The following is a 13,958-nucleotide window of genomic DNA, read 5'->3' as shown; positions in this document are numbered from 1 at the left end:
GTTTAGTAAACCGTTTCTTTAAAGAAGAATCCTGTATCTAACGGACGATTTACTGGTTGCATTTCTTCTATTTCTTTATATAGATCATCTTTCACGTCATAATATGCATCACGATCTTCTACGCATAAATCAATCGCTTGACGATATTTCTTCGTTACTTCAATAATGTATTCAGAGCTTTTTAGTACACCGTCGATTTTTAAGCTATCAACTTCAGCTTCGATTAGTTCCTCTAATTCATCGATGAAACAAATATCGTTGGGACTCATAATGTGAGTACCATTTTCATCTTCATAAATTGGATATTTATTGTTACGCTCTGGGTCATATAAGAACATATTCTCTTCATATTTTTTCTTTTCAATGTCAAGATTACGTCCTTGATACTCAAAGTAGTTTCCTACTAATGAACGCTTCGATTGGAACATACAAGTCATACCGTGAATTTGTACTTCTAGTTCCACTTCAGCATTTTCTTTTAAATCAACAATTTCATCTAAGCTCAGCTCACGAGCTAATACAGCGCGCTTCGCTCCTCTTTGTCCCCAGTAGTTACAAGTGAACCAGTTTGTTGCTGTCGTTTCTGTATTCCAGTGCAACTGCATATTTGGTGCTACTTCGCGAACAGCCATTAATACCGCTGGATCTCCGAAAACAATTGCATCTACATTTACTTCGTTTAAAAATGAAACGTAATCTGTTAATTCTTCTACTTTATCGTTGTGGAACATAGCGTTCATGGCTACGTATACTTTCACACCATTTTCATGTGCAATCTTCACAGCTTGTTTTACATCTTCACGTGAAAACTCCCCTGCTAAACGTAAACCAAACTTTTGCTCACCAATCATTACCGCATCTGCTCCTGCTTTCGCAAGTTGTTCGATATCCGCCACCGCTCTTGGCGTTACTAACAATTCAGGTTTCTTCATACCTTGGTCACCCTCTCTTTTTACTAACAGCTACTCCATCACCAATTGGGAAAATCGTTGTATCATATCCTTCATGGTTCATAAGCCACTCATTGTACGTCTTAATACGACGGATTAAACCACGTGTACGTCTGTTTTCAATTTTCTCTTTTGTCGTTACAAGACCGTGGTACATAACATTATCTGAAATAATTACGCCACCAGGATTTAATAACGGTTCATATAAGTCAAAAAAACGACGATACTGTCCTTTTGCTGCATCAATAAAAATAACGTCAAATGTCCCGTGTTCTTTTACTTGTTCACCTGTCTCTAACGCATCACCGTAAATAACTGAAATACGATCTGTTACTGGGGAACGTTCTATATATTCAAGTGCTTTTTCATATCGCTCACGATTGCGCTCAACTGTCACAATACGTGAATTTGGAATAGCTTGCATCATACGAATACTAGAATAACCGATTGCTGTTCCAAGTTCTAAAATGCTTTTCGGTCCAATTAAACGTAAAAATTGCAGCATAAATTCCATTCCAAGTCGATCCATAATCGGCACATGATTTTCTGTTGCATATTCTTCCATTTCAAGAATTAATTTATCTTTCGGATCAATAAATGATAATAGGTACTCGTTAACTGCATCCTCCATAAATGGTCCTCCTTATTTACATGGAGAAGTGCCTCTATGACGTCTTTTCACACATAGAATGCAATAAAAATACAAGCCAGCTTTATCCTTAGCTTGTACGTCCCGTTTTGATATTAAAAACGATTCTTCTGCCAGTTTTTAACCCGATATATTTTACCACAAAAAAGAGGGATGTGCGACTTTTTTCGCTATCCCTCCCCATTTCACTGTTTTTTCGTAATGTATTTTTGCTTTAATGCATTATGCTCTTCTAATGTTTTCGCATAGTACACTTCACCACTTGGTGCAGCTAAGAAATAATAATAATCTGTTTGCGCAGGTTCTAACGCAGCTTCTACTGAATGTTTACCAGAGTTTGCGATTGGCCCTACCGGCAATCCTTTTACAACATACGTATTGTACGGTGAGTTGACCTTTAAATCTTCGTATAATACACGTTGTTTATGCTTTCCAAGTGCATATAATACCGTTGGATCCGTTTGAAGCGGCATACCTTTTGCTAAACGATTATAAAAGACACTAGAGATCTTTTGACGATCTGTAAAACCAGTTGCCTCTTCTTCAATAAGTGAAGATAATGTTAAAAGCTGATGAACATCCCAATTCTTCGCTTTCATTTTCGCCTCATTTTGAACAATGATTGCATTTGTTTTCTCAAGCATTGTAATTACAATTTCTTCTAACGTTGTATCTTTCTTATAAAACGAATACGTTGCAGGATATAAATAACCTTCTAATGGGTATTTAATATTACTATCAAAGATTTTATCCGTTAATAACTTCGGATACTTTTGCTGCATTTTTTGAATAAATGCTTTATCGTTTAATTGACGCGTAACATCATCTTTATTCCACTTTAGTTCTGTCGCAATCGTTTCTGCAATTTCAGTTACTTGCGCCCCTTCTTTAATCGTCACTTTATAAAGAGCTGGACGATGCACGTTGCCAGCTGACATTTGTTCGATTACATCTTCAGCATTCATTGAAGGATTTAATAAATATGTACCTGCTTGTAAACTTTTCGATTTAGCCTTTGTATAAAAACTAAAAACTGTACCGTTTTTTACAGCGCCTTTTTCTTCTAAAATTTCTCCAATTTTACTTGTAGATGATCCTTTCGGAATTTCTACTTCAATCTCTTTTTTATTCCCGCTATCAACTGGTCCTAATGCGGATGAAATATACGCATAGACTGAACCACAAACTAAAAGCAGTGCAATAATCGAAAATAAAAAGATGCGTCTACGCTTCTTTTTCACTTGATTCTCTATCAAAACATTTCCTCCTTACTTAATTGTAGACCGTATGTACACCTTTCTATACAGCACGATGTAAAAACGCAACAAATTCACTTATCTTTTTTAATTGACACTTTATTTTTCTACAATCCGTCTCATTATACTACAAAGACTTACACAGTTTCGACAAAAAATCTTTCATTTTACATATAAATACAAAAAAAGATGGACTGTATGTCGTCCATCTTTTCAGTACTTATTATTCAGCTTCTTGCTCATCAGCAATAGTGTTAAACGTTTCTTGTACCATTTCCCACTCTTCTTCTGATTCGATTGGAAGTAAAACTCCGCCCTCTTCTTCATTTTGCTCATAAGCCATTGCATCATAAATTGGGTCTCCATCTTCATCTACTTCACCGATTGGAGAGAAGATTACGTATGATTTTTTACCAAATTTGTCAGCATCAAAAGTGAAAATAATTTCACATAAATGTTCGTTACCTTTTTCGTCTACAATTGTAATTTGACGTTCTTCCATTTTGGTCACCTCTTATTTTCTATCTAAAAATCCTTGTAAGATTACGACTGCAGCCATCTTATCGATTACTTGTTTTCGCTTCTTACGACTTACATCAGCTGAAATGAGTAGACGTTCCGCTGCCATTGTTGACAAACGCTCGTCCCACATTACAACGTCTAATTGTAACAGCTCTCGTAGGTTTTCTGCAAATTGTTGGCACGCTTCGCCACGTGGGCCAATTGTACCATTCATATTTTTAGGTAAACCTACTACTATTTTGTCCACATTGTACTGCTTTACTAACTCAGAAATACGATCAAAACCAAAGTGACCTCGTTCTTCGTTAATCTTAATTGTTTCTAATCCTTGTGCTGTCCAGCCCATTTCGTCGCTAATTGCAACTCCGACTGTTTTTGTACCTACATCTAAACCTAATATCCGCATAAACTACTCCTCACGATGATGTTTCAAGTAAGACTTCACAAGCTCTTCAATTAACTCATCACGTTCAAGCTTGCGAATGATGCTACGTGCATCTTTATGGCGAGGTATGTATGCTGGGTCTCCACTTAATAAATAACCGACGATTTGGTTAATCGGATTATAGCCTTTTTCTTGAAGTGCATCATACACAGTTAAAAGTACATCATTTACATGGACACTCTGTTTTTCATCTTGAATGCTAAACTTCATTGTTTTATCAAAACCGTCCATTTCAAGCACCTCACTTATATAGTAAGTATAGGGAGAAGAACTTCTCCTCTCCCTACCATTGTACACTACTATCTCTTTATTTTGAAACAGATTTAACGTACTCTTGTACAAATGCTAAAGCTTCTTCGACTTGAGCTGGGTTTTTACCGCCTGCTTGTGCCATATCAGGACGGCCGCCACCGCCACCGCCGCAACGAGAAGCTACTTCTTTCACAAGTTTACCAGCATGGTAACCTTGGCTAATTAAGTCTTTCGTTACACCTGCTAGGATGTTTACTTTATCGTCATTAACAGACGCTAATACAACAACTGCTGACTCTAATTTATTTTTCAGATCATCCATCATCGTACGTAAGTTATTCATATCTGCAACATTTACTTTCGCTGCTAATACATTCACACCATCAACTGTCATTACAGAATCAGTTAAGTTTCCAGCTTCGATATTGCTTAATTTCGCAGCAAGAGATTCATTTTCTTTTTGCAGTTGTTTCACTTCAGCAAATAGACCATCAACTCTTGTTAAAATATCTTTCGGATTTGTTTTCATTTTTCCTGCTGCTTCTTTTAATAAACCTACTTGATCGTTCATTAATTCGTATGCAGACTTACCAGTTACTGCTTCAATACGACGAGTTCCTGCACCGATACCAGACTCAGCAACGATTTTGAAAATACCGATAGAAGCTGTATTATCAACGTGACAACCACCACAAAGCTCTAAGCTGTAATCGCCAACTTGTACAACGCGTACAACATCTCCGTATTTTTCACCGAATAATGCCATTGCGCCCATTTCTTTCGCTTCTTCGATTGCTTTTTGAGAAATCTCAACATCAATACTTTCCCAAATTTTCTCGTTTACCATACGCTCAATTTTTTCTAATTCGTCAGCTTGTACTTGACCGAAGTGAGAGAAGTCAAAGCGTAGACGTTCAGAAGTTACAAGAGAACCTGCTTGGTTAACGTGTGTTCCAAGTACGTCTTTTAATGCTTGGTGTAGTAAATGAGTTGCTGTATGATTTTTTACAACGCTACTACGGTTTTTCGTATCGATAATAGCTTTTACAGCCGCATCTTTCGTTAATGTACCTTCTTCAACAACAACTTTATGCAAGTTTTGGCCGTTTGGTGCTTTTTGTACGTCTTTTACAAGAACTTTCACACCATCCGCAAGAAGGTAACCACGGTCTGCAATTTGTCCACCGCTCTCAGCATAGAATGGTGTTACATCAAGCATTAATTGTCCTTCTTCACCAGCTTGTAAGCTGTCTGTGTATTCACCGTTTTTCACAAGTGCAACAACGTTACTTTCTGTTGCAACTGTACCGTAACCAACGAATTCGCTCGCTACTTTAATTTCTCCAAGGACACCACCTTGAACTTGCATAGAATCAACGTCTTGACGAGCAGCACGTGCACGCTCACGTTGTTTTTCCATTTCATTTTCAAAACCTTCATGATCAACTGTCATGCCAGCTTCTTCTGCATATTCTTCTGTTAATTCAATTGGGAAACCGTATGTGTCATATAGACGGAACGCATCTACTCCAGAAATAACAGTTGTTTTTTCTTCTTTTGCTTTTGCAATTACTTCAGCTAAAATCGCTTCACCATCATGAAGTGTTTCATGGAAACGCTCTTCTTCGTTCTTCACAACTTTCGCAATGAAATCTTTCTTTTCAAGTACTTCTGGATAGAAGTCTTTCATTACTTCTCCAACAACCGGTACTAATTCAAACATAAATGGACGGTTGATGTTTAATTTCTTCGAATAACGAACAGCGCGGCGTAATAAACGACGTAATACATAACCACGGCCTTCGTTAGATGGAAGAGCACCGTCACCAACAGCGAATGTTACTGTACGGATATGGTCAGCAATTACTTTGAATGCCATATCTTTTTCTAAATCGCCATTACGATATTTTTCACCAGAAATTGTTTCTGTTGCACCAATCATCGGCATGAATAGGTCTGTATCAAAGTTCGTAGGTACATCTTGAACGATAGATGTCATACGCTCTAGACCCATCCCTGTATCAATGTTTTTCTTAGGAAGTGGTGTATATGAACCGTCTGGATTATGGTTAAATTGAGAGAATACAAGGTTCCATACTTCTAAGTAACGCTCGTTTTCTCCGCCTGGATATAATTCTGGGTCACTAAAGTCATTACCGTAAGCTTCTCCGCGGTCATAGAAAATCTCTGTATTCGGTCCACTTGGTCCTTCACCGATATCCCAGAAGTTTTCTTCTAAGCGAATAATACGCTCTTTGGGAACGCCCATTTTCTCATTCCAAATTGTGAATGCTTCTTCATCTTCTGGATGGATTGTAACTGATAGTAATTCTTTATCGAATCCGATCCATTTGTCGCTCGTTAAGAATTCCCAAGCCCATGTAATTGCTTCTTCTTTGAAGTAATCACCAATTGAGAAATTTCCTAACATTTCAAAGAATGTATGGTGACGAGCTGTTTTCCCTACGTTTTCAATATCGTTTGTACGAATTGATTTTTGAGCATTTGTAATACGTGGATTTTGTGGGATTACACGTCCATCAAAATATTTTTTTAATGTAGCTACACCACTATTAATCCATAGAAGAGATGGATCTTCATGCGGAACTAGTGATGCACTAGGTTCTACTGCATGCCCTTTTTCTTGGAAAAAGTCTAAAAACATTTGACGAATTTGTGCGCCTGTTAGTTGTTTCATTGTATTTTCCTCCTTAAATATAAAAAACTCCCGTCCCTATAAAAGGGACGAGAGTTAACTCGCGATACCACCCTAATTATGAATTGATTACAATAACAATCAATTCATCACCTCATGGTGCCGTAACGTGGCAAGACGGCAGTGATTAGCTGCTCTCAGGATTAGCTTTCTGTTACCCTTCATCTAAAGCTTCTTTCAGCCATATGGAAGCTTCTCTCTATAAATGGACTGTAACGTACTTGTTCCGTCATTGATTTAATGTATTATATGACTAAATATAATAGAATTCTCTTAAGTTTGTCAATGTAGATAATCATTTATATTGTATTAATTGCTTATTAATCATAGGTATTCTACTATTCATTCTTAACAGCCTTTTCATATATTATGCGTTTATTAACAAATCGGAATCTCCTTACAAGAATGATTTATAAAAATTTCTAAATATTACTTTTTTTGCTATAATTAAATTATTGTTAATAAAATAAAGGAGCGATCACAATGACAACCTTACTTAGCAAAGCTAAAAACATATTAGCGACTGACGAAACGATATTATTTTACGCAGCATGTTCATTAGACATATTTATTTATCGTTCCGTCGCAAGGCCAGGATTGCTAATTTTAACGAACAAAAGACTATTCTTTTATGGGCCAGATGTAAGTAAGAATCCAATATTTGAAGAGTACTCTTTCGCAAAAATTTCTAATCTAAAAGAACAAAAGCGTCTTTTCAACAATCAAATTATATTTATGTATGATAACGAATGGAAAAAAATAAAACATATTCAAACAAATGATGTGAGCTCCCTCGTTCAAAAGATACACGAGCAGCTTTCTAAATAAATATATGATTAGCCCTCTATTTCTTACATAGAGGGCTTCTATACTTACACATCTTCTTTTTTCAAGAGCGGTCTCACATGAACAATGACAGTGCGAATAACTGCTAAAATTGGAACAGATATTAGTAACCCTACAATCCCAGCTACCTCTCCCCCAACTAGTAAGGCAAGCATAATAATAACGGGATGCATACGAAGTGACTTACCAACGATGTAAGGCGATAAAATGTTACTCTCCACAAATTGCAAAATCGCAATCGTGATCCCCGCCTTAATAAGTAAACTCGTTGATACTGTTGCTGCAATCATTAACGTCGGGATCGCTCCTAAAATAGGACCGAAGTATGGGATTATATCCGTTACCCCAATAATAATGCCAAGCAATAATGGATATTTCATACCGATAAACCAAAAAGAAAGAGCTGATACTCCCCCTAATACTAAACAAACAAATAACTGTCCTCGAATATAGCTTCCAAGTGACTTATCAATTTCTTTCGCAAGCATTTGCCCCGTACCTCGCCATTTACTTGGGACTAGTTTCCAAAAGATATGATAAAACTCACCATAATCTTTTAATATGTAAAATACAATGAACGGTATTAAGAAAATAATGAGCAATGAATCGAGTACACCACGAGCTGTACTCATCACTTTATTTAAAAGCGCTTGAATCTTCGTTTCCACACCCACAAAAAGTTGCTTCACCTTTTCATGAATGAACGAAGGGAAATTCGCTGTTTGTTCTGTAACGCCATCCATCCACGAATCGTACATCTTTGTAAACTGGGGAAATTGTTCATTAATCTCTTGTAACTGTTTAATAACGACTGGTGTTCCTTTATAAATCCCATAACCAATTCCGCCAAAGAAAAGGATATAAATGAGCAAAATGGCAAGTGTACGAGGCATCCCTTCCTTATGAATTTTTTCAATTAAAGGGTGCAATAAATACGCAATAAAACACGCGATAAGAAACGGCGTGATTGCTACTTTAAATACAAAAATAATCGGTGCCCATAGCGGCTTAATTTTTAAAAAGACGAGCAGACAAAGAAAAACAAGTAACAATAATCCTAAACGATATATCCAAATGATTTTAAGATTCTTCACATGAAAAACCTCCTCCACCTTTATTTTGAAAATAAATGGGGTAGGTTATGTGCGAAACTTTTAAAATCTTTTCATACGGACCATACTGTTTTTTAAAGACGTACATATAAATAACATAACAAGGACAACCACCCCTGAGAATACAGCATGAATTAATATAATCAGGAGGGCTAATTATGGTTTTGTTTATGCTTGGATTATCAGCACTTTTTATGATTCTTGAATGGATTTGTATCGGGTTCGGTATTTGGAAGGGGTTCTTTATTCATTCCTCACGTAAAGAAAAAGCGAAGCAATTATGGCAGTATGGAATACTTGGCGTTGGCTGCTACGGTCTATCTTATCTTTTCTCAGAGATCGGACTTTTTTATTTGCATATGGGTGCATAAAAAAACTCCCTTGTCTACAAGGGAGTTTTTCAATTTATCGAAATGATTATAAGTAAGACTTAATCATCTTACGTGCTTTTTTCATATTGCGTTTTGAAAATACATCTTGTTTACGAGCATATTGATATGCTGCAGCTCCAACACCTAATGCGATTAATGAATTGCGTAGATTCAAAGTAAATCCCCCTTTTCGTTATCCGATCGTTCTTTCATTCTCATCAAATAAATCATCAAGAGAGCTTAATGAACCATCTTCCTCAACTTGATGTGTATGGATTTTCCCCTTTGAAACCGATAATTCGATATAACAATTCCAGCAATAAAATTGGTTGACACCTATTTTTCCAATGTCTTTCCCTTTGCAATTTGGACAAATGAACATATGGCTTTCATCTCCTTACAGTCTCCCAGATTCTATTCGCCATTATGTCCAAACTGCATTCATTTATACATTACTGGAGCCTTTCAACGCTATGCGTTTGAAAGTTTCACTATATAATTTCACCTTGTTACATGAAATCATACGGTGAAATGTTTTCCACGTCCATTTCCTCGCCATTAACTGTGACCATCTGTACTTCTCCTTGTGATTCTTGCAAGCGACTAGCTAAAGTTGTTTGACGCATTGCATCATCAAGGCGATTTACACCAGATTGGAAAGCTGCTTCCTCCCCGCAAATAATAAGGAACTTCTTACTTCTTGTAATACCCGTGTAAATTAAATTACGACGTAACATACGGTTGTAACTTTTCACGATTGGCATAATAACAATCGGAAATTCACTACCTTGTGATTTATGAATGGAACAACAATATGCATGCGTAATTTGATTTAAATCGGGCTTCGTATACGTTACCTCAATTCCATCAAATGAAACGATAATCATATCTTGTTGCTCAACGTTCTCTTTCGCATAAAACACCGAAACAATTTCCCCAATATCACCATTAAACACTTGGCTCTCCGGCTGATTCACGAGTTGCAGTACTTTATCGCCTCTTCGGTACACAACATCACCGTAAGCAATTTCTTTACTCTTTTCCCTCTTCGGATTAAATACTTGTTGCAGCGCTTCGTTTAATACATTAATACCAGCAGGCCCGCGGTACATCGGTGCTAATACTTGAACATCCCTTGCACTAAAGCCTTTTGTTTTAGCATTTTCGCAAACTTTTTTCACAACCTCAACAATTTGAGCCCCTGTACAGCTGATAAACGAACGATCTTTTTTGTTTTGCGCTAAATCTGGTGGTAGAGTTCCATTTTTTATCGCATGGGCAAGTTGAATGACTGATGAGCCTTCCGCTTGACGATAAATTTCAGTAAGCTTCACTGTCGGAACTGCGCCTGCATTTAATAAATCTTTTAATACTTGTCCAGGTCCTACAGATGGCAACTGATCTTCATCACCTACAACGATAACTTGAATATTCGTCGGCAACGACTTAAATAGCTGATTTGCAAGCCAAATATCAACCATTGAAAATTCATCGATAATAAGGAGCTTACCTTGGACAGGATCCGTTTCATTACGCTGGAAAGATCCTTCTGGCGTCCAACCAAGTAAACGGTGAATTGTGCAAGCTGGAAGTCCTGTCGATTCACTCATCCGCTTCGCTGCTCTTCCTGTTGGAGCTGTTAATAGTATTGGAAATGGATTATCATCACTGTATTCATTCGGATTTAACGATAATCCGTGAAGTGACGCATACATTTCAACAATCCCTTTAATAACTGTTGTTTTCCCTGTTCCTGGTCCACCTGTCAATAACATCATCGGTTTATGAAGTGCCGTTTGAATTGCTTCTTGCTGAAACGGTGCATATTGTACGTTCAGTTGTTCTTCAATTTCACCTAACGTTTTTAACACTTCCGCTTCTGGAAATGAAGGTGTTTCTTCTTGATTCATAAGCCTGCGAATAGACTTTACAACACCTTTTTCAGAGTAGAATAACGTCGCTAAATACACTCGTTCTTCTTCTATGATGACTTTCCCTTCACTTTGCATCGTTTCAATACAACCTATAATATCTTCCTCAGTCACTCTTCCTTCTTGATTGTTTAAAAGTGACATCGTTTCTCTTACAAGTTGATCTTTCCTCATATAAACATGACCAAGTTGTAATGAGACATTCTCTAATGTGTAAAAACATCCCGCTCGTACACGGTCGTCATGATTACCCGATATCCCTAACGCACGCCCTATATCATCCGCTCTTCCAAAACCAATCCCGTCCACTTCTTCAATAAGTTGATACGGATTATTACGAATCACTTCTAATGTCATCTCTTTATATTGCTGGTAAATCTTAATAGAAAGTTTCGTTCCAAAACCGTAGCCATTTAAAAAGCTCATTACTTTCTCTAATCCTTGATGTTCAACAATTGTCTCATATATTTCCTGAGCCTTTTGTTTATTAACAACACCATTTAATGCCTCAGGGTCATCCATAATTTTAGAAATAGCATGTTCTCCGAGATGGTCCACAATTTTTTCAGCTGTACGCTTTCCTATCCCTTTAAATAAATCACTCGCTAAATATTGCACCATACCTGCTTTTGTTTGCGGCAATTCTTTTTTAAATGTTTCAACCATATATTGTTTTCCATACTTTGGATGGTCCTTAAAATGACCAGTCAATGTAAACACTTCATCTTCATGCATGCGGGGAAAATGACCGTTTATCATTACTTTCTTTTCGTCATACGTTTCATTCGTTTCAATGACTTTCATACTGACAACGGAATAGAGGTTTTCTTCGTTGTGGAAAATGGTATGAAGAACTTGCGCTTTTATAAACTTTTTCTCTTCCTCAAACAAATCCATTGCATGTTGATTTCCCATCTTTCCTCTCCTTTCCGATATTTTCACTTTAATGAGCAGTACATCCCCCACCTTTTTAGATGAGGGATAACTACCCATTAAACTATATTTTTATCTTATTCAGCTTCTTGCTCTAATAAACGAACGCCATTACCCGCTAAAAAGTGATCTGGCTGAATTTCAGTTGCTTTCTTAAATAAAGCGAGAGCCTTCTCATTATTTTCCTCAAATACGTACGCAACACCTAAATTGTAATACGCATCTGCATGCTCTTCATCCATTTCTAATACCTTTTCAAAATAAGGTTTCGCCTCTTGAACATGTTCTAATCGCGCGAAGCAAAGTCCGCACTGGAATACAGCTTCTACATCGTTTTCATCTAATTCTGTTGCTCTTTGTAAGAATGGTAGTGCAAGACGATCATTTCCAAGCTGTACATGTGTGATACCTAACATAAATGTTACATCAGCTGATTGTAATCCAGCTTGCATTGCTTGTTCAAATACAGCTTTCGCCTCAGTAAATTGCTCTTGGCCATAATATACATTTCCTAAACCATAATAGGCAGCTGCAGATTTATCATCTAACTCTAGTGCGCGTTTATAAAATAAAATCGCTCGCTCGCTATCACCTAATACGTCTAATAAATTTGCAAAATTAATGTATCCAAGCGCATCTTTCGGATTTTCTTCGATTGCTTCTGTAAAATTTTTAGCTGCTTCTTCCCAGTTTCCTTCTTGCATATATTGAATACCTTTTTCAAGTTTGTTTGACATGTCCTTCACCTCTACAACAAATTATAACAAAGAATGTATTTTCCAAGCGAACGAAAATTCGCTTTATGTAAAAGAAACCTCTAACCGCTAATCGGCAGAGGCTTCTCGTTTATCCTAAATAATCCAATTTCTTACCACTACGGTATACTTCATCAATTGTAGCACCGCCTAAGCACTCATCTCCATCATAGAAAACGACTGCTTGTCCTGGTGTAATTGCACGAATTGGCTCATCACAAAGAATACGAACTGTATTTTCATCAACGATTTGAACCGTTACTTTATTGTCTTCTTGACGATAACGGAATTTCGCCGTGCACTTAAATTCTGTTTCTTTTTCTTTGTTACTTACCCATCCTACATTCGTAGCAATAACTTCATCACCATATAGAAGTTCGTTATGGAATCCTTGATCAACATATAAAATGTTTTCTTTTAGATTTTTCCCAACAGCAAACCATGGATCACCATTACCACCAATTCCAAGGCCATGACGTTGTCCAATTGTATAATACATTAAACCGTCATGCTTCCCTTTCACTTCACCAGATAATGTTTGCATTACACCTGGTTGTGCCGGTAAGTAGTTACTTAAGAAATCTTTAAAGTTACGCTCACCAATGAAGCAAATACCTGTACTATCTTTTTTCGCCGCTGTCGCTAAGCCAGCTTCTTTCGCCATTTCACGAATTTGCGGTTTCTTTAATTCACCTAACGGGAACATTGTTTTTGATAATTGCTCTTGGCTTAATTGATTTAAGAAATATGTTTGATCTTTATTGTCATCAACGCCGCGAAGCATTTTATATTCGCCGTCCATATAAGCAACGCGTGCATAATGGCCTGTTGCCACATAATCCGCACCAAGCGCAATTGCATGCTCTAAAAATGCTTTAAATTTAATTTCTTTATTACACATTACATCTGGGTTTGGTGTACGACCAGCTCGATACTCATCTAAGAAGTACGTAAATACTTTATCCCAGTATTGTTTTTCAAAGTTTACTGCATAATACGGAATACCAATTTGGTTACACACTTCAATTACATCATTGTAATCTTCTGTTGCTGTGCAGACACCATTCTCATCTGTATCATCCCAGTTTTTCATAAAAATTCCGATTACATCATAACCTTGCTCTTTTAATAAAAGTGCTGCTACAGATGAATCGACGCCACCGGACATTCCGATGACAACGCGTGTTTCGTGAGGTAGTTTGTTCATCATGTCACCTCCC

At 37.0% G+C, this 13,958-nt stretch carries 15 protein-coding genes and 1 other annotated feature; of the genes, 2 read left to right on the top strand and 13 right to left on the bottom strand.

Annotation, left to right across the window (positions count from 1 at the left end; all coding sequences use genetic code 11):
* Nucleotides 1-2: 2 nt before the first annotated feature.
* From ACZDYH_RS01495 to alaS, 7 genes are all read right to left on the bottom strand, one after another.
* Complete coding sequence (locus ACZDYH_RS01495) at nucleotides 3-932, bottom strand: peptidase U32 family protein (protein ID WP_000742806.1); 930 nt, start codon at nucleotides 930-932, stop codon at nucleotides 3-5.
* Between the two features lie 7 nt (nucleotides 933-939).
* Nucleotides 940-1,581: an O-methyltransferase gene (locus ACZDYH_RS01490; RefSeq protein ID WP_000389102.1), complete on the bottom strand. Its 642-nt coding sequence runs from the start codon at nucleotides 1,579-1,581 to the stop codon at nucleotides 940-942.
* A gap of 203 nt (nucleotides 1,582-1,784) precedes the next feature.
* Nucleotides 1,785-2,855 carry an endolytic transglycosylase MltG gene (mltG, locus tag ACZDYH_RS01485; protein ID WP_070179508.1) on the bottom strand — a complete coding sequence of 357 codons (1,071 nt, stop codon included), beginning with the start codon at nucleotides 2,853-2,855 and terminating at the stop codon, nucleotides 1,785-1,787.
* A gap of 223 nt (nucleotides 2,856-3,078) precedes the next feature.
* Nucleotides 3,079-3,357, bottom strand: a complete 279-nt coding sequence (locus ACZDYH_RS01480) for a DUF1292 domain-containing protein (RefSeq protein WP_000392730.1) — start codon at nucleotides 3,355-3,357, stop codon at nucleotides 3,079-3,081.
* Nucleotides 3,358-3,369: 12 nt separating this feature from the next.
* Nucleotides 3,370-3,783 carry a Holliday junction resolvase RuvX gene (gene ruvX / locus ACZDYH_RS01475; RefSeq protein WP_001221192.1) on the bottom strand — a complete coding sequence of 138 codons (414 nt, stop codon included), beginning with the start codon at nucleotides 3,781-3,783 and terminating at the stop codon, nucleotides 3,370-3,372.
* Nucleotides 3,784-3,786: 3 nt separating this feature from the next.
* Nucleotides 3,787-4,053: an IreB family regulatory phosphoprotein gene (locus tag ACZDYH_RS01470; RefSeq protein WP_000348590.1), complete on the bottom strand. Its 267-nt coding sequence runs from the start codon at nucleotides 4,051-4,053 to the stop codon at nucleotides 3,787-3,789.
* 76 nt (nucleotides 4,054-4,129) lie between these two features.
* Nucleotides 4,130-6,772, bottom strand: coding sequence for an alanine--tRNA ligase (gene alaS / locus ACZDYH_RS01465; RefSeq protein ID WP_000811831.1), 2,643 nt, complete (start codon nucleotides 6,770-6,772; stop codon nucleotides 4,130-4,132).
* Nucleotides 6,773-6,812: 40 nt separating this feature from the next.
* Nucleotides 6,813-7,032: a binding site (T-box leader), on the bottom strand.
* 241 nt (nucleotides 7,033-7,273) lie between these two features.
* Here alaS and ACZDYH_RS01460 point away from each other — a divergent pair.
* Nucleotides 7,274-7,618, top strand: coding sequence for a PH domain-containing protein (locus ACZDYH_RS01460; protein WP_000209578.1), 345 nt, complete (start codon nucleotides 7,274-7,276; stop codon nucleotides 7,616-7,618).
* A 44-nt stretch (nucleotides 7,619-7,662) separates the two neighbouring features.
* Here ACZDYH_RS01460 and ACZDYH_RS01455 read toward each other — a convergent pair whose 3' ends face one another.
* A complete protein-coding gene (locus tag ACZDYH_RS01455; protein ID WP_000793128.1) occupies nucleotides 7,663-8,730 on the bottom strand; it encodes an AI-2E family transporter in 1,068 nt (355 codons plus the stop codon).
* Nucleotides 8,731-8,906: 176 nt separating this feature from the next.
* On the opposite strand from ACZDYH_RS01455, the gene ACZDYH_RS01450 reads away from it, so the two are divergent.
* The gene (locus ACZDYH_RS01450; protein ID WP_000242535.1) at nucleotides 8,907-9,119 is read left to right on the top strand and encodes a hypothetical protein; all 213 of its coding nucleotides are present in this window, start codon (nucleotides 8,907-8,909) and stop codon (nucleotides 9,117-9,119) included.
* A 46-nt stretch (nucleotides 9,120-9,165) separates the two neighbouring features.
* Here the strand turns inward: ACZDYH_RS01450 and ACZDYH_RS01445 are convergent, their stop codons facing one another.
* From ACZDYH_RS01445 to mnmA, 5 genes are all read right to left on the bottom strand, one after another.
* Nucleotides 9,166-9,294 (bottom strand): YrzQ family protein, encoded by a 129-nt coding sequence (locus tag ACZDYH_RS01445; RefSeq protein WP_001053553.1) that lies wholly within the window; start codon nucleotides 9,292-9,294, stop codon nucleotides 9,166-9,168.
* Between the two features lie 18 nt (nucleotides 9,295-9,312).
* Nucleotides 9,313-9,501, bottom strand: coding sequence for a hypothetical protein (locus ACZDYH_RS01440; protein ID WP_000469281.1), 189 nt, complete (start codon nucleotides 9,499-9,501; stop codon nucleotides 9,313-9,315).
* Between the two features lie 127 nt (nucleotides 9,502-9,628).
* Nucleotides 9,629-11,965, bottom strand: coding sequence for an SF1B family DNA helicase RecD2 (gene recD2, locus ACZDYH_RS01435; RefSeq protein ID WP_000528082.1), 2,337 nt, complete (start codon nucleotides 11,963-11,965; stop codon nucleotides 9,629-9,631).
* Nucleotides 11,966-12,060: 95 nt separating this feature from the next.
* Complete coding sequence (locus ACZDYH_RS01430; protein ID WP_163092995.1) at nucleotides 12,061-12,720, bottom strand: tetratricopeptide repeat protein; 660 nt, start codon at nucleotides 12,718-12,720, stop codon at nucleotides 12,061-12,063.
* A gap of 109 nt (nucleotides 12,721-12,829) precedes the next feature.
* Nucleotides 12,830-13,945, bottom strand: coding sequence for a tRNA 2-thiouridine(34) synthase MnmA (gene mnmA / locus ACZDYH_RS01425; protein WP_001038010.1), 1,116 nt, complete (start codon nucleotides 13,943-13,945; stop codon nucleotides 12,830-12,832).
* Nucleotides 13,946-13,958 lie beyond the last annotated feature (13 nt).

The organism is Bacillus sp. EB V-12, from assembly GCF_056158125.1.
The sequence above is the reverse complement of the archived record's forward strand: the minus strand, read 5'-3'. Positions and strand labels throughout refer to the sequence as shown.

What these genes read in the sequence shown, in the direction of transcription:
- ACZDYH_RS01460 (WP_000209578.1), top strand. Translation starts at nt 7,274, where the DNA reads ATGACAACCTTACTTAGCAAAGCTAAAAACATATTAGCGACTGACGAA.
- mnmA (WP_001038010.1), bottom strand. Translation starts at nt 13,945, where the DNA reads ATGAACAAACTACCTCACGAAACACGCGTTGTCATCGGAATGTCCGGT.
- ACZDYH_RS01450 (WP_000242535.1), top strand. Translation starts at nt 8,907, where the DNA reads ATGGTTTTGTTTATGCTTGGATTATCAGCACTTTTTATGATTCTTGAA.
- ruvX (WP_001221192.1), bottom strand. Translation starts at nt 3,783, where the DNA reads ATGCGGATATTAGGTTTAGATGTAGGTACAAAAACAGTCGGAGTTGCA.
- alaS (WP_000811831.1), bottom strand. Translation starts at nt 6,772, where the DNA reads ATGAAACAACTAACAGGCGCACAAATTCGTCAAATGTTTTTAGACTTT.
- ACZDYH_RS01495 (WP_000742806.1), bottom strand. Translation starts at nt 932, where the DNA reads ATGAAGAAACCTGAATTGTTAGTAACGCCAAGAGCGGTGGCGGATATC.
- ACZDYH_RS01440 (WP_000469281.1), bottom strand. Translation starts at nt 9,501, where the DNA reads ATGTTCATTTGTCCAAATTGCAAAGGGAAAGACATTGGAAAAATAGGT.
- ACZDYH_RS01480 (WP_000392730.1), bottom strand. Translation starts at nt 3,357, where the DNA reads ATGGAAGAACGTCAAATTACAATTGTAGACGAAAAAGGTAACGAACAT.
- ACZDYH_RS01430 (WP_163092995.1), bottom strand. Translation starts at nt 12,720, where the DNA reads ATGTCAAACAAACTTGAAAAAGGTATTCAATATATGCAAGAAGGAAAC.
- ACZDYH_RS01490 (WP_000389102.1), bottom strand. Translation starts at nt 1,581, where the DNA reads ATGGAGGATGCAGTTAACGAGTACCTATTATCATTTATTGATCCGAAA.
- ACZDYH_RS01470 (WP_000348590.1), bottom strand. Translation starts at nt 4,053, where the DNA reads ATGGACGGTTTTGATAAAACAATGAAGTTTAGCATTCAAGATGAAAAA.
- recD2 (WP_000528082.1), bottom strand. Translation starts at nt 11,965, where the DNA reads ATGGGAAATCAACATGCAATGGATTTGTTTGAGGAAGAGAAAAAGTTT.